Source organism: Sorangium sp. So ce887, from assembly GCF_051521455.1.
Classification (GTDB): Bacteria; Myxococcota_A; Polyangia; order Polyangiales; family Polyangiaceae; genus Sorangium.
Window position 1 is genome coordinate 8,688,301 of sequence record NZ_CP150354.1, and the last position, 20,258, is coordinate 8,708,558.

General features: G+C 68.7%; 16 protein-coding genes. 9 read left to right on the forward strand and 7 right to left on the reverse strand.

The window, feature by feature from the left end; all coding sequences use genetic code 11:
* Window positions 1-321 precede the first annotated feature (321 nt).
* On the reverse strand, window positions 322-636 hold the full coding sequence (locus WMF36_RS32375) for a hypothetical protein (RefSeq protein ID WP_437574626.1): 315 nt from the start codon (window positions 634-636) through the stop codon (window positions 322-324).
* A gap of 516 nt (window positions 637-1,152) precedes the next feature.
* Between WMF36_RS32375 and WMF36_RS32380 the strand changes: the two genes are divergently transcribed.
* The 4 genes from WMF36_RS32380 (at window position 1,153) to WMF36_RS32395 (ending at window position 5,818) form a co-directional block, all read left to right on the forward strand.
* Window positions 1,153-1,479: a helix-turn-helix domain-containing protein gene (locus WMF36_RS32380; protein WP_437574627.1), complete on the forward strand. Its 327-nt coding sequence runs from the start codon at window positions 1,153-1,155 to the stop codon at window positions 1,477-1,479.
* The gene (locus WMF36_RS32385; protein WP_437574628.1) at window positions 1,476-2,036 is read left to right on the forward strand and encodes an RNA polymerase sigma factor; all 561 of its coding nucleotides are present in this window, start codon (window positions 1,476-1,478) and stop codon (window positions 2,034-2,036) included. Before WMF36_RS32380 ends, WMF36_RS32385 begins: the two co-directional genes overlap by 4 nt.
* Window positions 2,033-2,281, forward strand: a complete 249-nt coding sequence (locus WMF36_RS32390) for a hypothetical protein (RefSeq protein ID WP_437574629.1) — start codon at window positions 2,033-2,035, stop codon at window positions 2,279-2,281. The genes WMF36_RS32385 and WMF36_RS32390 overlap by 4 nt, the downstream gene beginning before the upstream one ends.
* A 270-nt stretch (window positions 2,282-2,551) precedes the next feature.
* Window positions 2,552-5,818 (forward strand): type ISP restriction/modification enzyme, encoded by a 3,267-nt coding sequence (locus WMF36_RS32395; RefSeq protein WP_437574630.1) that lies wholly within the window; start codon window positions 2,552-2,554, stop codon window positions 5,816-5,818.
* A 3-nt stretch (window positions 5,819-5,821) separates the two neighbouring features.
* On the opposite strand, the gene WMF36_RS32400 is transcribed toward WMF36_RS32395, so the two are convergent.
* Both WMF36_RS32400 and WMF36_RS32405 read right to left on the reverse strand, forming a co-directional pair.
* Window positions 5,822-6,949 carry an IS1 family transposase gene (locus tag WMF36_RS32400; protein WP_437574631.1) on the reverse strand — a complete coding sequence of 376 codons (1,128 nt, stop codon included), beginning with the start codon at window positions 6,947-6,949 and terminating at the stop codon, window positions 5,822-5,824.
* A 520-nt stretch (window positions 6,950-7,469) separates the two neighbouring features.
* Complete coding sequence (locus WMF36_RS32405; RefSeq protein WP_437574632.1) at window positions 7,470-7,916, reverse strand: hypothetical protein; 447 nt, start codon at window positions 7,914-7,916, stop codon at window positions 7,470-7,472.
* 888 nt (window positions 7,917-8,804) lie between these two features.
* Between WMF36_RS32405 and WMF36_RS32410 the strand changes: the two genes are divergently transcribed.
* The 5 genes from WMF36_RS32410 to WMF36_RS32430 all read left to right on the forward strand — a co-directional run bounded on the left by WMF36_RS32410 (window position 8,805) and on the right by WMF36_RS32430 (window position 14,276).
* Complete coding sequence (locus WMF36_RS32410) at window positions 8,805-9,857, forward strand: IS110 family transposase (protein WP_437574633.1); 1,053 nt, start codon at window positions 8,805-8,807, stop codon at window positions 9,855-9,857.
* A 566-nt stretch (window positions 9,858-10,423) separates the two neighbouring features.
* A complete protein-coding gene (locus WMF36_RS32415) occupies window positions 10,424-10,825 on the forward strand; it encodes a DUF3892 domain-containing protein (protein ID WP_437574634.1) in 402 nt (133 codons plus the stop codon).
* Window positions 10,826-11,288: 463 nt separating this feature from the next.
* A complete protein-coding gene (locus WMF36_RS32420; RefSeq protein WP_437574635.1) occupies window positions 11,289-11,486 on the forward strand; it encodes a hypothetical protein in 198 nt (65 codons plus the stop codon).
* Window positions 11,487-11,595: 109 nt separating this feature from the next.
* On the forward strand, window positions 11,596-12,324 hold the full coding sequence (locus WMF36_RS32425; RefSeq protein ID WP_437574636.1) for a class I SAM-dependent methyltransferase: 729 nt from the start codon (window positions 11,596-11,598) through the stop codon (window positions 12,322-12,324).
* A gap of 938 nt (window positions 12,325-13,262) precedes the next feature.
* Window positions 13,263-14,276 (forward strand): hypothetical protein, encoded by a 1,014-nt coding sequence (locus WMF36_RS32430; protein ID WP_437574637.1) that lies wholly within the window; start codon window positions 13,263-13,265, stop codon window positions 14,274-14,276.
* Between the two features lie 55 nt (window positions 14,277-14,331).
* On the opposite strand, the gene WMF36_RS32435 is transcribed toward WMF36_RS32430, so the two are convergent.
* From WMF36_RS32435 to WMF36_RS32450, 4 genes are all read right to left on the reverse strand, one after another.
* On the reverse strand, window positions 14,332-15,030 hold the full coding sequence (locus WMF36_RS32435) for a DUF4230 domain-containing protein (RefSeq protein WP_437574638.1): 699 nt from the start codon (window positions 15,028-15,030) through the stop codon (window positions 14,332-14,334).
* A 262-nt stretch (window positions 15,031-15,292) separates the two neighbouring features.
* Window positions 15,293-16,609: a hypothetical protein gene (locus tag WMF36_RS32440; RefSeq protein ID WP_437574639.1), complete on the reverse strand. Its 1,317-nt coding sequence runs from the start codon at window positions 16,607-16,609 to the stop codon at window positions 15,293-15,295.
* A 121-nt stretch (window positions 16,610-16,730) separates the two neighbouring features.
* Window positions 16,731-19,052: a transglycosylase SLT domain-containing protein gene (locus WMF36_RS32445; protein WP_437574640.1), complete on the reverse strand. Its 2,322-nt coding sequence runs from the start codon at window positions 19,050-19,052 to the stop codon at window positions 16,731-16,733.
* Between the two features lie 121 nt (window positions 19,053-19,173).
* Window positions 19,174-20,175 carry a hypothetical protein gene (locus WMF36_RS32450; RefSeq protein WP_437574641.1) on the reverse strand — a complete coding sequence of 334 codons (1,002 nt, stop codon included), beginning with the start codon at window positions 20,173-20,175 and terminating at the stop codon, window positions 19,174-19,176.
* Window positions 20,176-20,258: the final 83 nt, after the last annotated feature.

The following is a 20,258-nucleotide window of genomic DNA, read 5'->3' on the forward strand; positions in this document are numbered from 1 at the left end:
GCCGCCCCAGCCCTGCGACGGGGCAAGCGGGTGTCTGATGGGCCAAAAACGGCTCGCCAGGCGCCGTCCCCGCGGGGCGTGACACGGGCGAAAGTTCTACCGTTTCCTATCCACCGGGCGGGGCGATCGACGTCGATACGGCCGACGACGTGCGCGCGCTCGACGGCCACGCGCCGGCGAATCAGCCGAGCTGCTGAGCCGGCGCGGCCAGGCGCCGCGCGCACGGCCTCGATGCGTGGGAGAGCGGAGGGCGGCCGCGCGATGCCGCACGAGGCGCTCGCGGCCTCCGTCCTCGTCGGCCGCGGCGCGCGGTCTCCTGCGTCAGCGAATCTCGTCGACCCGCCAGATGAACGTGTTCCCCTGGAATCCGTCCTTCTTCAGGTAAAGGTGCCAGGTGCGATTGTTCTTCGCGAGGATGGTGATATGTGTGCCGCGGCTGTCTTCGTGAATCCCCTTGGTGATCCAGATGGGGAAGTCCATCGCGATCATGGTCGCGAGCGCGCCATCCGAGTGATCGTAGCTCAGGCTGGTGAGCGTCGGTATCTCGGCGACGATCGCGATGACCTCTTCTCGGCTTCGATCGGAGGTGTGGTTGCCAGTCGAGTCCCAGCCGGTGTCCGTGTCGATGTTGGGCATTCGGATCTTCTTACGGGTTGATTGTTATCGGGAGCGAAGTCGGTTAACGGGCGACGGAGCCGGATCGTGCCCGGCGTGAACCTCGCTGGGTTGCAGTGCTGGCAAGGGGCATGCCCGAACCTCGGCCAGTGCCAGCAAACGATTCGAGAACGCCCCATCAAGAATCCCCGCGGAAATCGACGTCCGAGGTCCTGCACGGCGACCGCAAGGCGCCGCTGGCCGGCCCTTGGCCGGCCAGCCGAGACCGATCTTCAATGTAAGGATGGCGCGGATTGACGTCAATTTCAAGGGTCCGCAGCGGTTCGACCGCCCGCGAGGCCCGAGATCGGCGCCAAGGGGGCGGTTCGACCGCCCCTCCAGGCTCGAGATCGGGTGGTGTCCTAATTTGAGAACTCTTGTCCTAGTTTGACTCCGGGCCTCGCGTGAGCGGCTAAGTTCGGCCGAAGTAGTGCAGCCCGCGTCGGCGCCAACCGACCGGGCTGCGTGGTCCGACATCCGCCTACACGGAGCCGAACAGTGCAGTTATACCTCATTCCGCCTGATGGCGGGCAAGGCGAAGGTGCGCCCGCGCGCCGCCGCCAACGTCTCACACTTACACCCACACAAACCAAGCGCCTCCGGGCGACCCTGCGGAACCTACGCGCCGCGTGCGGCACGTGGAGCTGCCTCGCCGAGATCTTAGGCGTCTCGCGCAGCACCATCCGCAACATCGTGAAGGGCCACGACGGCGGCTCGCTCGCGATGGCCATGCGCGCCGCCAAGGCGGCCGGTGTTCCCGTCGAACAACTGCTTGGCGGGCTCGTCGTCGCTGACCGCTGTCCAAGCTGCGGGAGGAGCGGGTGAAGCGCCAGCGGAAGGGGGCGCAGAGCCCGCCTGCCGCACGACATCCCAGGAAGAAGCCGACGATCACCGCGATCATCGCCGAATGCGGCATCATAGTAGCCACGCTCGCCGGCATCCCGAAGCGCGACCGCGCGGACGTGGAGCAGGCGGCGCTCATGGGCGCTTGGATGGCTGTAAAAAATGGGCGCTACCGACCGGACCCCCGGGTCGAACCGCGTGTGGCAATGCGCGCCTGGCTGCACGGAATCGCTTGGCGGCAGGCCGCGAAGTACTTCGCGAGCGCGTGGGTTCGTCACACGGTCCTCCATGCGCAGCCGCTCGGGTTGCTCCGCGAGCCCATGGGACCGAGCCTGGAGGCCCAACTCCAGGCTCGCGAGGTGCTGGCGGCGCTTGCAGAGCTGCCGTCGTGGCAGGTCGAGGCGTTGCTCATCGTCGACGCGCCCGAGACGCTGGCGGAGTACGCCCGGCAGCACGGGCTCAACCCGCACACCGCGGCGAGCCGCTTGCGCATCGCCCGCGAAGCGCTGGCCCTCAAGATCCGGAGGTGGCGCCGATGAGCCACCCCGACTTCAAGCAGCGCGTGCTGACCAGCGAGGACCTCTCCCTCATCGCCGGAGGGGTCCCCGCGCTCGACGACTTCCCAGGCGTGCGCCCCTGGAACCGCGACAAGCTCTGGGCCGCCGTCCTTCGCGCCTTCCTCGACGCGAGGACCAAGGCCGAACGCGAAGCGGCCCAGCAGGCCATCGGCGCCATCCAGGCGCTCGACAGCGTCGATCTGCTCTTCGTTCGGCGCGACGAGTAGGCGCACGCCTCCGGCTGCATGCCGGCGGCGGCGCGTAGCCCGCCTGATCTAGCGCTGAGCCCCCTCGCTCCACATACGCGCCAAGTCCACGTGACGAACAGCATGTGCCTAAACAACCGCTATTGCTGTAGCGACCGACCTGTCGGTGTGGGCCAAGCCCCTGTTCACGTTGCCCACAGGACGACTCGTCCGTTCAGTGTTACAATGTCGTATTCCCCCCGCTTTAGTTCGTCCTTCCTGGACTTGGACGCCTTCCTGTATTAGCTAGGAATGCCCGAGCTGAACTTGCGACCGAACCACAAGGTGGTTCAGAACTACTATCAGTCGCTCCGCCAGTACTCGCTGCTTCACGCCACGCATGAGGGCGCTGTAAGCGAGGCGTTCGGCTCGTTGCTCCAGAACTGCGCTCGGCAGTTCTCCTGGATGGTCGTCAACCAGTACGAGATCAAGCGCCGCGAGCGCAAGTCGCTCCGCGTGGACGGTGCGCTCGTCGACCCATGGTCGCTCGCCCACGGATACTGGGAAGCCAAGGACCAGTACGACGATCTAGCTGTCGAAGCGAAGAAGAAGATCGACGTCGGTTACCCGACAGACAACATCATCTTTCAGGCGCCGGATCGGGCGATCCTGTACCAAGGCGGCAAGAGAATCCTTGATGAGCCCATCAAGGAACCGTCCGTTCTAGTCGATGTCGTCAAAGAGTTCTTCCGCTATCAGCCCCCAGTAGCGGACCAGTGGGAGCGCGCCGTCGCGGAATTCCGTGAGAAGGTACCGCAACTTGGCGCCGCGCTGCTGGCGCTGATCGAGAAGGAACGCAGAGAAAACCCTCTCTTCCTCAGGGCCTTCGACGCATTCGTTCAGGTGTGCCGACGGTCCCTGAACCCGGCGCTCTCCGAGACGGCCGTCGAGAAGATGCTCGCGCAGCACATTCTCACAGAGCGAATCTTTCGCAAAGTGTTCGACAACCCGGACTTCGTTAGGCGCAACGTGATCGCTTGCGAGATCGAGAAAGTCATCGACTCCCTCACTCAGCGCTCGTTCAATCGAGGCAGGTTCCTTGCCGGGCTGGACAGGTTTTACAGCGCGATCGAGGAGACCGCGGGGTCACTTAGCGATTTTAGTGCAAAGCAGGCGTTCCTCAATACCGTCTACGAGAACTTCTTCCAGGGCTTCGACGCCAAGACCGCTGACACACATGGCATCGTCTATACGCCGCAGCCCATCGTCAAGTTCATGGTCAAGAGCGTTGACGATATTCTGAAGAATGAGTTCGGGCGCTCACTAGGGGACCCAGGCGTCCACATTCTTGATCCATTCGTTGGGACCGGCAACTTCCTCCTTCACGTGATGCGCCATATACCCAAGAGCCGCCTCCCGAGGAAGTACGCTAGCGAACTGCACGCGAACGAGGTCATGCTGCTTCCGTACTATATCGCCTCGATGAACATCGAGCACGAATACACGGAACTCGCGGGCGAGCACAGCCCGTTCGATGGCCTGTGCCTTGTGGACACATTCGAGCTTGCCGAGCCGGAGCAGCAGAGTTTCTCAGCAATGACGGAACGCAACGCAGAGCGGGTCGAGCGGCAGAGAAAGTCGCCCATCACGATCATTATCGGCAATCCTCCGTACAACGCTTGGCAGGCCGACGAGAACGACAACAACAAGAACCGGAAGTACAAGCACGTTGATGGGCGGGTCGCCAAGACGTACGCAAAGGATTCTGCGGCAACGTTGGTGAACAGTCTCAGCGACCCGTATGTGAAGGCATTTCGCTGGGCCACGGACCGCATAGGAGAGGAAGGCGTTTTGGCCTACGTCTCCAACAACAGCTACGTCGAGCAACTCGCGTTTGACGGAATGCGCAAGCATCTAGTCAACGACTTTGACGCGATCTACGTGCTCGATCTGGGCGGCAACGTCCGGAAAAACCCGAAGCTCTCTGGCACAACACATAATGTGTTCGGTATTCAGGTGGGCGTTGCGATCGGTTTTTTTGTCCGGCGCAAGCAGTCTGGCACGGCCATCCGACGGGCTAAGATTTATTATGCCCGAGTCGGCGAGGACTGGCGTAAAGAAGCGAAGTACAGTTTTCTTGATGGTGCGACCAGCTATTCCGGCGTCGAGTGGACGGAGATTGTTCCAGACTCCAGAAGCACATGGATCACGAGTGGCCTGCGCTCTGATTTTGATACGTTTACGCCGTTGGTATGCGACGACTCAGGCAAGGATGCGCGCGAAGGAATTTTCAGGGTATCGAGCAACGGCGTAAAGTCGAACAATGACGCATATGTGTGCGGCTTTGATCGCAGGTCGTTAGAGGAACGGTCGCGCCGCATGGTTGAGGCGTACAACACCGAGCGCCTGCGCTGGGTGGCGTCTGGAAGACCAGACGACATAGACGGATTCCTCAAGGTTGACGAGAAGACGCTCAAATGGGTTCGCAAAACTAAGAGGTGCTTGGCAAGAGGTCTTGAGGCGAAGGCTAACAAGGCGTCGATCGTTGAATGCGCATACCGACCGTTCGCGCGACAGTTCCTGTTTCTCGATAAGATGTTCAGCGAGGACGTGTACTGGGCGCCGCGAGTCTACGGATCTGGACGCGCCGTCCCAGCGCTCGTCGTGGCTGGCGTCGGGAACAGGCAAGCGTTCGGCGCATTCATGGTTAACGCGACGCCCGCCCTGGACTTCGCGTTCGAAAAGGCGAACTATCTGCCAATCGAGCTGCCGGAGCACGGGGATGAGCCTCGATCCGACAACATTACTGATTGGGCTCTAGAGACGTTTCGCCGGACCTACAGCGACAATAGCATCAGCAAGCGCGACGTGTTCTACTATGTGTATGCCGTACTGCATCACGGAACGTACCGCGAGAGATACAAGGACAACCTAAAGCGCGAACTGCCACGAATCCCATTTGCTCCGAATTTTCGCGCATTCTCGGACGCTGGCAAGAGGCTCGCAGAACTTCATGTTGATTTCGAAAAGCAACCAGAGTACACGCTGAAACGTATTGAAAACCCGAAAGAGCCGCTGAACTGGCGCGTTGAAAAGATGAGGCTGACCAGGGATCGGCAAGGTGTTATATACAACAACTTCCTCACGCTGAGCGGCATCCCGGTGGATGCATTTGAGTACCGCATCGGCAACCGCTCGGCGATCGACTGGGTAATCGACCAGTACATGGTCAGCACAGACAAGCGGAGCGGTATCACGAACGACCCGAACCGTCGCGACGACCCGGAATTTATTGTTCGCCTCATCGGGCAGATCGTCACGGTGAGCGTCGAAACGGTCAAGATCGTGCGCGGTCTACCGGCGCTCGACTCAGCTGACGCAGACGCACGCGAGGCGGCTCCACCTCGTCAGAACGGGAAAGTGAAGGCCGGGCAAGCGCAGAAGGTGTCGCCAACGAGGCCGACTGAACCGACCGGCGTGCGTCCCCATCAGCCTGGGCGGCTCGCACAGGAGGACGTAGCGGCGTCGCTGTCGGCCATGTGGCCGAAGGGGCGAACCCCACGCCAGAAGCCGTCCTGAGCGCTAGTCGTCGAACAAGTTCATCTGCGCGGGCGCCATCGGCTTCGGCCTCCACGAGAACAGGTCGAGCTGGCGCGAGAGCTCGGCCGGAGGCGCAGCAGACGCGACGGCGGCGGGCGGCGTATCGGGCGCAGAGATGACGGGCGGCGGTTGCGGTGTCGAGGGCGCCGATGTGGCGGGGCCGCCCGGGAGGACGCGCAGCCAGCCGCGACCGGCGGGGAGCTCCCGAGCGGTCCCCTCCGGCTTCGGGATGGTGAGCGGCTGCGGTTCGGGCTTCTCGCCCGCGGGCTCGTCCAGCGCGGCGATCATCAACTCCTCCAGCGTCCACGCGCGGTCGGTGACCCCTGCCGCCATCGCTGGGGTGACCCGCATGTTCCGCGGAATGTGGCAGAAGTTCACGTGGACGTAGTGCAGCGCGACCGCGGCGCAGTGCCGCGAGAGCTTCTTCGAGAACGCGAGCGTGCGGCGCCGAAGCCGCGCGTTCCACTGCCGCGCCGTGAGGTTGCTCCGTTCGATCGCGTAGTTCGTCGCCTTGGCAGGGTCGGGCGTCCCGAAGATGGCGCGCTTCTGGATGAAGTCGACGCCGCGCGGCACCGCGAACTTCTCCGAGGTGCCCGGCTTCCCAGGGCGCGAGGAGAAGTTCTTGACCGTCTGCATGTACGGCACGGCTCGCCCGAAGTTCGCCGCGATCGACTGCGCGTAGAGACCGAGCCCGTCGGTGGTGATCTGTGGCATCACCACGAGCCGCGCGCGCACGTCCTCCACGAGAGCATCGGCGCTCTCCTGGTCACGCTTTCCGACGTGCCAGGCGACGATGAGCTTGCTGGTGCGGCAGATGGCCGCCCACGTCCACTGCTCGCCCACGGCCGCCGTGTCGTCCTTCGCCGCGTCCACCTTCATCTGGCGCTTGCGGCACCACGAATGCTGCTCGTCCAGATCCACCAACGAGCACGTCAGATCGCGCACCATGCGGTCATGAAGCCGCGCGCAGCCCTCGCCCATCGCCTGCGCGAAGCGGCCGATCGTGTCGCGATGGACGCCGGTTATGCGCTCGGCTGCGCGGACGCTGGTTCCGTTCACGAGCGCCGCCAACACCTCTAGCCGCCGCTCCGCTGGGAGCACGTTCGCCATGGCCCTTGCACCTCTCCAGAGGCGAGCCCATGATCGCAGTGCGTCGTGCGACGGGTGGCCCACCATCCGGCGTTCCGCAGCCCCGTCTCGGGTACCAGCCGAGGCGGGGCGCTTTGCCTGTGCAAGTGAGTATAACCCTTGTTTCCTAGGTCTCCAGCGCGGCTAGGACAGCGGATGTCCTAGCCGCCGTCACGGATCCAGCGTCAAACAAGGGGTTTTATACACAGTCAAGGGGAACGGGTGCGCCGTGTGACACGGCCCGTCCTACGGGCGGCTGGACGCCTTGACGTGGCGCGTAGGCGGCCGACCGATGGCGAGATCGCGCGGTGAGGTCAGGTGTGATAGATGATGGCGGATGCTGGGCGGCGCCGAGCCGATGGCTTCGAGGCGGTCAAGGTGTCGAGGGGCCCTCTGTCCTAATTAGGACACCACCCGAGATCGGTGCTCCGGGGGCGGTTCGACCGTCTTTCCCCGCTGCCCGCCGCGTGGGCGTGGGCGGTTCGGTGCGCTCGCGGGCCTTTCAGTCCTCGCCCCGGACGCGATGGAGAAGGTACATCGCCGTCAGCCTTCCGAACTGGCTCGCCGCGTCTCGCGCGCGACCTCCGCTCGATGGGTTGGTCAACGACGATTTCGACTTCGTCTCGAACAAGACCTCGTCGAGCACTTTCCCGGCCGGGCCGGTGATCTGCACGGTTGCCTTGAGGAGCGTGTCCATGTTGAAGACGCCCGTGAAAATGCCGGGCTCGTAGAACGTCACGTTCGCACGGATGAAGAACGGCGCGTCGGCTGCGCTCGACGCCCTGACGACGACGGCATCCTCCGACGCTGCCTTCTCGACGAGCGCCTCCGTGAACTCCTCGTTCATCGCCGCCTTGTCCTCCTGCCAGCTCTGCCGCTGCTCGTCGTCCTTCTCCGCCATCCAGTCGGCCTCGGTGGTGTTGCCGACCTCGAGGGCGTTGAACGTCACCGGGACGACCCCGAAGCGCCCCTTGCCGTAGAACGGGTTCGGCGCAGCCGCCGAAGATCCCGCTTGTGAGGTACCATGGCGTGTTCGCGCCTCGCTCGTCGTGGCGTTCTCTCGTGACGCCCAAACCCCCGGCCCGCGCCGCGAAGCCTGAACCGTGCCCGGGGCACGTGCCTCGGCCCGCTGCACCCGCGTCGCCCGCGTCTGCGTCGCCTGCGCCTGCGTCGCCCGCGTCTGCGTCGCCTGCGCCTGGCCCTGCGTCGTCGTGCGCTCCGTCGGCGCCCTCAGCGAAGTCGCTCGCGCATGCCGAGCCTACGGTGCGAGTTGAGCCGACACTGATCTCGGTCTTGCACTGGGGGCCTTGCGGCGGGCCCTGGAAGCGGCGGCGCTTCAGCGCAAACCAGACGACGGCCGTCACCGCGAACACGACGAGCATGATGGGTGTCTGATGGGCCAAAACGGCTCGCCGGGCGCCATCCCCGCGGGGCTTGGCGGATAGGCATGTTGGGAACGTGGCGTCCGCAGCCCCGTCCCCGCAGATCCCCGCATGTGCCGACGGCACCGGTCCGACCGGCGACGTGGGCGCATCTCCGCCGTCGCCTGGGGACGGTGGCACCGTGCTCGCTCGTGTCCAGGCGCTTCGCCCCGCTGCGCGGGCGCCTGCGGCGGCCCGGACACGAGCTGCGCGCGGTGCCTCACGGGAACCGTGGGCGACGGCGGAGGGGCGCTCCGCTGGGGGCTCGAGCTCGGGGCAGGTGGGGCTGACTGGCCGCGAGGGTGGCGTCGAGGCGAGCGAGCCCATGACAGCGAGCCTGCGGAAGGGCTGGCGCCCTCCGTTCGTCGAGGCCAGCGTTGGTTTGCAGATCCAAGCAGCTGCGAAAGGGGGCGCCAGTGCAGAGGTATATCGGTCTGGATGTTCACGCCGCAAGCACGACGTTTGCGGTGATTGGGGAGAGCGGCAAGCGGCTGGGGTCGCACGTGGTCGAGACGAACGGCCAAGCGCTCGTGGAGCAACTCAAGACGATCCCCGGCAAGAGGCACGTGGTGTTCGAGGAAGGGACGCAAAGCGGGTGGCTCTACGAGATCCTCTCGCCGCACGCGGAGGAGATCGTGGTGGCGATGGTCTCGGAGAGCCGAGGCCAGAAGAGCGACGAGCGCGACGCGTTCCGGCTGGCCGAGCAACTGCGCACGGGAGCGATCAAGACGCGCGTGTTCAAGGAGGTGGGCGAGTACAAGACGCTGGGCGAACTGGGCCGCACCCACTCGATGATCGTGCAGGACGTGGTGCGGGTGCAGAACCGGATCAAAGCGTTGCTTCGGTCGCGCGGCGTGGCCGTGGCGGGCAAGAGCGTGTACTCGGAGCAGGGCCGCGGGGAGTTTTTGGAGAAGCTGCCCAACGCGAGCCGTGCGGCGGCGACGATGCTCTACGCGCAGTACGATGCGGTGGAAGCGGTGCGGCGGCGAGCGGAGAAGGGCCTCGTCGCCGAAGCGCACCGACACCCGATGAGCCGGGTGCTCGAGTCGTGCCCTGGGCTGGGGCCGATCCGGGTGGCGCAGATGATGCCCATCGTCGTGTCGCCGGCGCGGTTCCGGACCAAGCGGCAGTTCTGGTCGTATTGCGGCCTCGGGATCGTGATGCGCTCGACGTCGGACTGGATCCAGATCAAAGAAGGCGGCTGGAGGCGGGCCGAGGTACAGAAGACGCGCGGCTTGAACCTGAATCACAACCACACGCTGAAGAACGTCTTCAAGGGCGCGGCGACGACGGTGATCACGCAGCTGCCGAACGAGCCGTTGCATCAGGACTACCAGCGGCTGATCGATGCGGGCACGAAGCCGAACCTGGCGAAGCTGACGATGGCCCGCAAGATCGCCGCGATCGCTCTTTCGATGTGGAAGAGCAAGGAGAAGTACGACCCGACGAAGCATCGCAAGCAAGGCTAAAGACTCGTCTCACGTGTGGATTTGTCAATCCCCAGCAGCGGTGTAATCGCCGGCGCAGCAACTGGAGACGAGCAAGGTTCGAGGGTGAGTATCCGTGCTTGTCCTGGCCCAGGAGCAGTCGACCTGAGGTCCCTCGGATAGGCTATGCCCCCTCGGAGTACCGAAAGAAGCCATGGTCAGAAGAGGCCCAGATAGAAGGATGGTTCCCGCTCCGTGCGCGAGAACAACAGGGCTTCGATCTCGTCGAGGATGCCAGCGAAAACACCCCAGAAAGGGAGCTACCGTCATCCTCCGTATTGGCTAGCGGTTCCAACGCCAATCGCGGACGCGTGACCGACCGGGAAGCGCTCAAGGCTCGCCGCGCTTGCCAGCTGAACGCGGGCAAGCCCCGTCGCAAAAGCCAGCCGAACCCGGACAAGCCACGCCGCACGTGCCGACTGGGAACCGACGCCTCCGTTGAAGAGGACGGTCGGCGATCGGGAGGGATCTGGCTTGACACTACGTTCCATAGAAGGACAAGCAAACGCGTTCCGCAAAATCAAGGTTCTGGGAGCCGTTCCTGACTCGTGCAGTCCGACTATACGAGCTCATCGACAGAACGGGCCTTATGCGATCAGGCAGGTCTTCCACGCCTGAAACGCCTGGGATTACCGCGACGTAGCACCAAGCGGAAGGCATCCTACCGTATAGCTGTACCCTACTGGCAGAGCGTCACGAACAAGGACGGCAATACTCACCAACACATCATCGGTGTGGTGACGAAGTCTGAAGCGTTCTACACGAACAAGGAGGTGGTCGACAGCCTTGACAAAGGCCACGAATGGTACACGGAAGTGGAAAAGGAACCCAAGGCAAAGATCAAGGAAATGGGGCATTGCCCAAAGTCGGACTGCCACCACAAGCCATATCTCACCACTGACCCAGATCATACAACCAAGAACAATCTCGAGAATCTTCCACGTGGCTGAACGATAGGCCCGCCACGCGGAGAGGCGGAGAGAGGGGCCACTGCACGCGCTTCAATCGCCGACCATCGTCCGTTGAGCGCTCGACCGCTCCGCCCTTACCCAGGTGGCCATCGAGGGCCCCGAACTCGACCGAATCGACGGCCTCGAGCTCGCCCGAGTGGATATCGACGCGGCCGCTCCGCGATCAGCCAGACGGACATCGAGGGTCCCGAGCTCGCCGGCGTCCATCTCGACGCCGCGGCCGTGCTGTCTGCTCTGGCACCATTCTGCTCTGGCACCATGTAGCGCGACGCCTGTCACCCGGATGCCTACCGCTCACGCCCGTACAGCGACCACGCGGCTACCCGGCCGCGCGGTGGCGCGCTCACGCCATTCGCCTGGACACGCTCTCGTCAGCTTGAGCCAGGCTCGAACCAGTCGCGTGACCGCGCAGCCTGCCCTCAACGTCTGGTATGCTCGCGGAGTGCCTTCCGCCCGCTATCCCCGCTCCGCGGCCGAGATCCTCCGCACCGTCCCGCCGCGCCACCGCGCCGTGCTGCTCGGGTTAGGCCTGAACCTGGACGACCCTGCGGACGCGGAGCTCTTCGTCTCGGGTGTCCATGCCGCGGACAACGCGATCACGGCGCAGGAGCGCTGGGAACGGGAGAGAGGGCTACGTTGAGCTGGTCCATCCCGAAGCGCGACCCGGAACCACCTGCCTGACGCCCCCCGAAAACCGGCGACGGCGAGGCTCGGGCCGGCTATCTGCATGGCTCACGGAGGCGTGAGCCGTGACCCAGAACATCTACGACGATCCCGGATTCTTCGAGGCCTACAGCCAGCTTCGCCGGTCCGTCGAGGGCCTTGACGGCGCGCCGGAGTGGCCGGCCCTTCAGGCCCTCGTGCCCGACCTGACGGGCCTGCGCGTGGCGGACCTCGGCTGCGGATTCGGCTGGTTCTGCCGGTGGGCGCGCGAGAAAGGCGCAGGCTCCGTGCTCGGCCTGGACGTGTCCGAGCGCATGCTGGAGCGGGCCAGGTCAGAGACCTCGGACGAGGCGATCCTCTATACGCGGACGGATCTGGAGCGCCTCGACCTGCCGGAGGCGGCGTTCGATTTCGCCTACAGCTCCCTCGCCCTGCACTACATCGAGCACCTCGGCGGGCTGCTCGCCGCGGTACACCGGGCCCTGGCGCCTGGAGGGCGCCTGGTCTTCTCGGTCGAGCACCCGATCTACACGGCGCCGAGCCGCCCCGGCTGGCGCGTCGAGGCGGACGGGCGCAAGACCTGGCCAGTCGATGGCTATCTGGCGGAAGGCCCGCGCACGACGAACTGGCTGGCCGAGGGCGTGGTGAAGCAACACCGCACCCTGGGCGCCACGCTCAACGCGCTCATCCGCGCAGGCTTCGTCATCTCGCACGTGGAGGAATGGGGCCCGACCGAAGCGCAGATCGCCGCCTGGCCGGAGCTCGCGGAGGAGCGCGAGCGGCCGATCTTCCTGCTGGTGGCCGCCCAGCGCTAGAAGGCCGACGACCTCGCGAGGTCCCGTCGAAGAGCCCGAGCCAGGAAGCCCGAAGCCGTCCCGGCGCCCCCGCCCGGGGCGGTCCGCATGCCGTGAACCCATCCGGGTGAGCTGGCTCGTCCACGCGGGAGATGGGTGGCACCCGTCTCCCGGTGGACGTGCCTCCAACAAAAGATGGGTCGCACCCATCTCCCCGGTGGACGTGCCTCCAACAAAAGATGGGTCGCACCCATCTCCCGGTGGACGTGCCTCCAACAAAAGATGGGTCGCACCCATCTCCCGGTGGACGTGCCTCCAACAAAAGATGGGTCGCACCCATCTACCGGTGGACGTGCCTCCAACAAAAGATGGGTCGCACCCATCTCCCGGTGGACGTGCCTCCAACAAAAGATGGGTCGCACCCGTCTCCCGGTGGACGTGCCCGCGTATCGTGCAGGAGGCGCTGCACCTCGACATCCTGCGCCTGGTCGCGGCGGGCTTCGGCGTCTCCATCCTCACGGAATCCATCAAGAACATCCGGCGCCGGGGCCTCGCGCTGCGCCCGATCGTGGGCACGCCGTCGACCGATCTGCTGCTCGCGTGGCGCGCCGACGGCGCGTCGCCCACGGTCCGTGCGCCGGGTCGGCGTCAACAAGCCGCCCGCCGCGCGCCACGGGCAGGCCGCGGGAGGCCAGCGCGGCGAGGTGCCCGAGGGCCGCGAGCCTCGGGAAGGCCGCGAGCCTCGGGAAGGCCGCGAGCCTCGGGAAGGCCGCGAGCGCGGCGGCCGCGATCCGGCGCGGCGCGCCCGGGCGCGAGGCGCCGCTGCCGCGGAGGAGCAGGGGGCGCGGGGTCGAATTTCAAATGGGGACCTCGGCCCGTCCCCACGTACCCGCAGCACTTCAACCCTTCTTCGAGGGATCGATATGTTTCGGTTGTATCTTTCTCTGATCTCTGCGGGCGTGTTTTCCCTCTCGCTCGCCGCGTGCGCGAACGGCACCACGCTCGATCCTTCCGCCGGAGCGCGCCCCGGCGAGGGCGGGAGCGGAGACGCCGGGGGCGGAGACGCCGGGGGCGGCGGCGCCGGGGGCGTAGACGGGTGGGGCGGGGTCGGGGGGTGGGTGAACCCCGGCGGGCCGAGCGAGTGGAACCCTCCGTCTGTCACCGTGCCCGGCGCGTGCTCCGAGCTGACGTCGCACCACATCTACACGGTCTCGTCATACAGCGAGCTGTACTCGTTCCACCCGGCCACGCTGGCCTTCCGGTTCATCGGCAAGTTCGAGTGCGCGTATCCCAACAAGTTCTGGCAGCCCGAGCCCGTGTCGCCGCTGTCGATGGCCGTCGATCGGAGCGGCGTCGCCTGGATCGAGAGCCATAGCGGTCGGCTCGTGCGCCTCCATATCGAGACCGGCGTCTGCGAGCCGGTCCTGAGCACGTCGGGCAGCGGCCCGCGCCAGAGGTTCGGGATGGCGTTCGCGTCCGACGACGTCCCCGGCGAGGAGACCCTCTTTCTCCGCGAGGCGCTGCTCGACGTGTCCTCCGACGAGGTGGATCCCGTCCGGGCGCTCGCCCTGTTCGACGCGCGGAGCCACGCCGTCCGTCCGCTCGGCGTGGGCAAGGGCGGGGACGCGGACCTCACCGGCACGGGCGCCGGCCGGCTCTTCGGCTTCGTGAAGGGGGCGCCGGGGGAGCCGGCGTCCCTCAGCGAGTATGACAAGAGGACCGGCGCCACGCTCTCGCAGGCGCCGCTCTCCGGCGTGAGCATCCACGACGACGCGAGCTGGGCGTTCGCGACCTGGGGAGGGGCCTTCTACTTCTTCCTCACGAACCCCGACCCCGTCGACGGGATCACGTCGAGTGTCTATCGCTACGACCCCGGCTCGGGCGCGCCGCCGGAGCGCCTGCGGGACGACCTCCCCGCCGAGATCATCGGCGCCGGCGTATCGACGTGCGCCCCGACCGTCGTCCCCCAGTAACCAACCGTCGCCCCGCCCCTGCCTCCCGAGGACGTCCGGCCTCCCGGGGGAGCCGTCAGTCGCCCCCGACGCCCACCTCGCGCCAGCGGATGTCCACCCGCTTCGCCCCGAGCTGGGTCGCGAGCGCCGTGAGCTGCCGCTCGGCCTGCGCCCTCGCGCGCACCATCACGTCCCCCTCGAGCGCGGCCTTCTCGATCGCCTCCGTCGCCTCCTTCCGGGCCCGCGACTCGAGCTGCTCGTTGCGCCGCGCGAGCAAGCTCGTCGACCGCGTGTAGACGTACGTCCCGTCCTCGTCGAGCCGCGTCGAGAAGACCTCCGGCGCCGGCAGCGTCATCCGCGCGACGCCGGTCTCCGGATCCATCGCGATGTCGTCCTCGCCGAGCCGCGCGAGATCGACGCCGATCGTGACGTGCCCCACCGCGACGAGCAGGAGGGCGTCGCTGGCCTGCACAAGACCGAACAGGCGGCTCTGGCGGTCGGCCAGATCCACGACCTTCTCGACGTGCACCTCCGTGGTCTCGAGCCGCGACAGGTCGCGGATCGCGACGAGGATCGCAGGAGACGGCCGCACGACCACGGCGCTCTCCGGCGCGGGCGCGCGGAGGCGCGGCGCCACAACGAGCGCGCCGAACCCGATCGACGCGAGCGACGCGACGACGAGCAGCGCGATCCGCGCGGCGCGGCCGGCCTGCGCGGGGGGGCGCGGCGCGTGAACGGCGACCGAAGCGTAAGGATCCTGGAGCGGGCCTTCCATCGGGGGCTACCTCGGAGGGCCACAGGCGCGCAGGCGCCCACGGCAGCTCGGCTGGACACAGACCCGAGGAGCCGCGCGTCCTCGGGAGAGAGTTCTGGGAACAGGAAGGCCGGAAGGCGAGAAGAATCGACCTGCCCCGCACGACCTCGCGAGGACCGCGCCCCCGCGGGTCAGCTTCACGCACGCCGCCGCCACCGTGCCACCGTACACCGCGGCAGGCCCCGCAGGGCAGCCTCACGCCGCCGGCCTCACGCCGCGGGCCTCACGCCGCCGGCTTCACGCACCGCAGCGCGGACATCGCCGGCCGCGCGGCCGAGGACGAGAGCGCCTGCTCGAGCATCCCGTCGTCGATGTCGCCCTCGGCCGCCTGCTCGATGGCGAGCCGCACGTCGCGGTTCGCGCAGCCCTCGGCCGCGATCCGCAGCCGCTCTGCCGTCTGGACGTCGCGCGACGACGAGAGCGCGAGCGCGGCGCCGATGCGGAGCTCGGCCGGCGCGCCGCCGTCCTCGAGCACCGCGAACGCCTGCTCCCGCGTGAGCTTCGCCGTGCGGTAATCGGCGCCGGCCTCGCTCAGGAGGCGGCGCAGCGCCGCCCGCCAGGCCGGCGCAGGCAGGCCGCGGCGCTCGAGGAGCGCGCCGGCGCGCCCCACCTCGCGCGCGCCACACCCGCTCCGCTCGCGCAGCAACGCGAGCAGGTGCTCGCGGCGCCGCTCGGCGAGCACCATGCTGAGCCCCGTCTCGCTGGGATCGCGCAGCAGCTGCGGCGACACGAGGGTGAGCGGGAGCTCCTCACCCCCCGTGAGCAAGAGCTCGACCCCGAGCGCGGTCTCGTCGACCCGCTCGATGCAACCGAACGAGACAAAGCGCTCGCCGGCCTCGTCCCGGAGCGAGAGCCCGTCGCTGCCCGCCACGAGCACGCGGCGCGCAGAGCCCTCCCTGAGCAGCGCCGCGAGCGCCCACGCCGAGCCGCCCGTGATCACGCCGAGCGAGAGCGCCAGGTCGAAATCGAGCACCGCCCAGCAGATCAGGGACACGAACGACGCGACCCCGACGAACAGACGGCGCCGGAGCAGCGGCGACACGTCGTCATACAGCCGAGCGCTCCACGTGCCCCGCGCCCGCCCGGCGGCGATCGCGCCGACCAGCCGCTCCGCGTCGACCGGATCGTCGACGCGCACGCGGATGACATCGCCGTCGTCGGTCCTCAAGGTGACCTCGCCACCGGAGCTCGAGAGCCCCGCGCGCGTGAGCGAGAGGAGCGAGAACGACCTCCGATCGCCAGGACGCTCGATCCACAGCGCGTTGCTCACCCGGACGACCGACGCGCCGGACGAGCCCACCGCCGCCCAGAGCCAGGCGATCGGCGTGTACAGCATGCACGCGACGCAGAGCAGCGCGAGCAGCAAGCCGAGCAGCACGAACGGCGTCAGGAGCACCGTCGCCAGCGGGCCGGCGATGGGCTCGACGAGCGAGGCGACCGAGAAGACGACAAGCAGCCAGGCGAGCGCCGACATGAGCAGCCGGCCGACGAAGCGCGCGTCCGCGTAGGGCTGGATGAGCACCCCGCAACGCTTGAACACGCCGTCCCTTCCAGCGGTTCCTGCCACCCCATCACGGTGAGCTCACCCGCCCGCAAGTTCAAGCGCACAGCGCAATTCCAACGTAGGGAGAACCCTTGCGCCGTCGCGGCGGCGGCCGCCCTCAGTACGCGTCCGCCGGAGCCCGCGCGTCCGCGGGGAGCGTGAGCGGGAGCATCCCCACGGCCGCATCCCCGCCGGCCAGCCACTGATACCGCGCCAGGTTCGAGAGGACACGGCCCACGTAGCCGCGCGTCTCGTCATACGGGATCCGCGCCACCCACACGTCGGTGTCCCGGTCGATGCTCCCCTCGAGCCAGTGCGACACGGCCTTCGGACCGGCGTTGTACCCCGCCGTCGCGAGCGGCAGGCTGCCCTCGAACGTCCGGAGCAGCTTGCCGATGTAGAAGCCACCGAGGCGCAGGTTGATCGGCGCGCTCTTGAGCTGCCCGAGCTCGAAGCCGAGCGAGAGCTCGCCCGCCGCCTTCCGCGCCGTCGCCGGCATGAGCTGCATCAGCCCGACCGCGCTCGCGGGGCTCACCACGACCGGATCGAACGCGCTCTCCTGGCGCATCAGCGCGTGAACGAGGCCCTTCGGCAGCCCGTGCTGCGCCTCGAGCGCGCGCACCTCGCCGACGTAGGGCTCCGGATAGACGCACTCCCACGTCCAGCGATCGGCCCCCGAAGGCGCGCGCTGGAGCGCCGCGGCGGAGACCGCCTGCGTGCCCACCCGGTAGCGCCGCTTCGCGGGCGAGAGCATGCCGTACATCCTGCAGAGCGCCTCGCTCTCCTGCCCCGCATAGGCCGCCGTCACCTCGCGCTCGTTCTCGGCGAGGTAGCTCTCCGCGTCGCGGTCGAGCCCCATCGACGCGAGCAGCGACGCGGCCGGCGGCAGCTTCACCTCCACGGGCAGCGCGTCCGGGAGCGACGCCGGGACGAGCAGCGGCGGCATGGGCGCGCCCACGGCCGCGAGGCGCGAGCGCGCGAGCAGCGCGCCCCACGAGAGCGGCTGCTCCTTCATCACCTGCGTCCAGAGCCGCACCGCGCCGGCGCGATCGCCGCCGCGCAGCGCCGCGAGCCCCGCGAGCTCGCGCAGCCTCGCCGCGTCGACCGCGCGCGCGCCGCGCGCGAGCTGCTCCAGCGGCTGGCGCGCCCGCGCGGCGCCGCTCGTCGAGAGCGTCGCGAGCGCGCGCTCGTAGACGGCGTCGTCGCGACGCTCGCTCCGCGGGTAGGCGGCGATGAACCGGCCGTACTGCGCGACCGCCTCCGCGTAGCGGCCGACCTGCATGAGGAGGCGCGCGGACAGCAGGCTCGAGAGCTCGCCCCAGCGGGTCTTCCGGAACCTGCGCGCGACCGCGAGGTGCCGCTCGATCGCCTCGGCCTCGCGGTGGAGCCGCGAGAGCGAGCGCGCCGCGAGGTGCAGCTGCTCCGCCTGGCGCGCCGACGGCGAGGCCGCGACCTTGAGGAACGCCTCGGCCGCGCCCGCGTAGTCGCGCGCCTGGTACAGCGCCGTGGCCCTGCGGTGGCGGAGCTCCGACGCCGGCACGCCCGAGAGTTTGTCGAGCTCGGCGATCGCCTCGGCCGCGCTGCCCCCGGCGACCATGGCGTCGACCTTCTGGAGCCGGTCCTCCTGCGAGAGCTGCCCCGGCATCGCGGCGAGGAGCGCCGCGGCCTCGCGCCCGTCGGGCGACGACGGAGCGTTCTTCACGATCCACCGGAGGTCGGCGAGCGCGAGCGCCGCCGCCGCCGCGGCCCTCGCGCCGCCCTTGTCCTGAGGCCGCTCGGCGGCGTCGCGCACGCCGAGCTGGACGCGCGCCCGCGAGAGCCGCGCCGCCGCCTCGTCGCGCGACCTCCGCGCGCGCTGCGCCGCCGTCACGGCCCGATCGGCGAGCGCGCGGGCCTGCTGGAGATCGCCGCCCTTCATGTAGGCGATCGCCGCGCGCGCGAGGCCGGGCGCGGCGCTCGAGGCCTCGAAGTGCGCCGCCGCCGCGAGGAACGGCCCCACCTCGAACGCCGCCTCCGCGCGGTAGCGCGCCACCTCGCGGGCGAGCAGCGGCAGCTCCTGCTCCAGGCCGTGGAGCAGCTCCACGGTCTTGCCGTGATCCCCGTGCTCGAACGCGACGCGCGCCCGCGCGTACTTCATCGCGGGCAGCGCCCGCTGCTCCATCGGCAGCGCGTCGAGCCGCTCCGCCGCCTCGGCCCAGCGCTCGAGCCGCACCGCCTCGACCCACGCGCCGTCGGCCATGAGCGGCGCGAGCGGCGCGACGGCGGCCGCGGCAGGCGGCGCGGCGGAGGGCGCGGCGCGCGCGGTGCTCTGCGAAGGCGGCGGCCCGGACGCGTGGTGCTCGGCGCACGCGACGAGCGAGGTGCCGAGGAGACACGCGGCGGCCAGCCGGCGGCGCGCCTCCCGCGACGACGGCTTCGATGGCGACGGAGCCCGTTTCATAGCCGACCCGGCGCGGTGGACGCCCCACCGGCAGCGCGCCTCGAGGACCGGGCCCCGCGGGACGACGGCCTCCGCGCGCAGGCCGCTCGAACCGCAGCGCTCGCGCTGCCGACCCCTCTAGCTAGCAAGCTTCGGCCCGAGGTCGCAAACAAAGTGTCGGGCCCGACGCGATCCACCGCTTTCCGATCTCGACGTCCTCCTCGAACAGAAAGGCCTCGACCTCGTCGAGCGAGCCGGCGCGGTTCGGCGGCGCACCGAGGCGGAGCGCCGCGGCCTTGCCGAACGCGGCGACCACCGGGTGCGGCGAGCTCGCGAGCCGCAGGAGCTCGGGCACGAGCTCCGTGGCCCCGAGCACGCCCGCGAGGATCGCCGCCAGCGGCCGCGGATCGGCGGGGCAGTCGTAGCTCCACGACAGCGCCGAGCGCAGCACCGCGATCGTCTCGGGCGCCGCCGCGCGCGCCGCCGCCGTGCGGTAGCCGCCCCCCGGGAGCACGAGCTGCGCGGCGCCGCGGCTCGTCGCGCAGACGCCGTCCGCCGCCTGCAGCAGCGCCGCGGCGATCGGCTCGGTCACGCCGTCGCCGAGCACCGTCAGCCCGTCGATGTCGCCGGCGACGGGCCGCGCCGCCTCCTGCGCATAGCCCTCGAGGTTGGCGAGGAGCCGATCGAGGTCCACCGCGCCCGCGGCGCGGCCGGCCAGCACGTCGCGCGCGGTGTGCACCGTCACGAGGCTCGACACGACGGCCGGCGTCCCGCCGCGCAGGGTGTGCGAGACGTCGACGCTCACCCGCTTCACGGCGGGCCACCGCAGCACCCGCGGCTCGGTGTCCGGGTCGACGAGGATCCCCCAGGGCACGACGGCCATCGCCACCTCGCGCGCGCCGCGCTGGACCCGGAGGCGCTGCTCGGCGCGGGCCAGCGCGAGCACGCCGAGCGCGCTCCCCATCGCCATGAGCCCCAGCGAGAGCGCCTGGCTCCCGGCGCTCCACATCGCCGCGGAGGCCCCCGCGAGCCCCGCGGTCCCCGCCGCGGCGAGCGCGCCGGTCGAGCCGGGCCCCGGATGGAGCCACACGTAGCGGAAATCCGGCGGAGGCAGCTTGCGCAGCACGGTGACGACCCCGGACAACGACTCTAGGCTGCCGCGCCGCCGCGCGCCACCGGATGCGCGGGGTCGCCGCGCGCGGGGGATGGAGGATGGCGCAGGCAGGC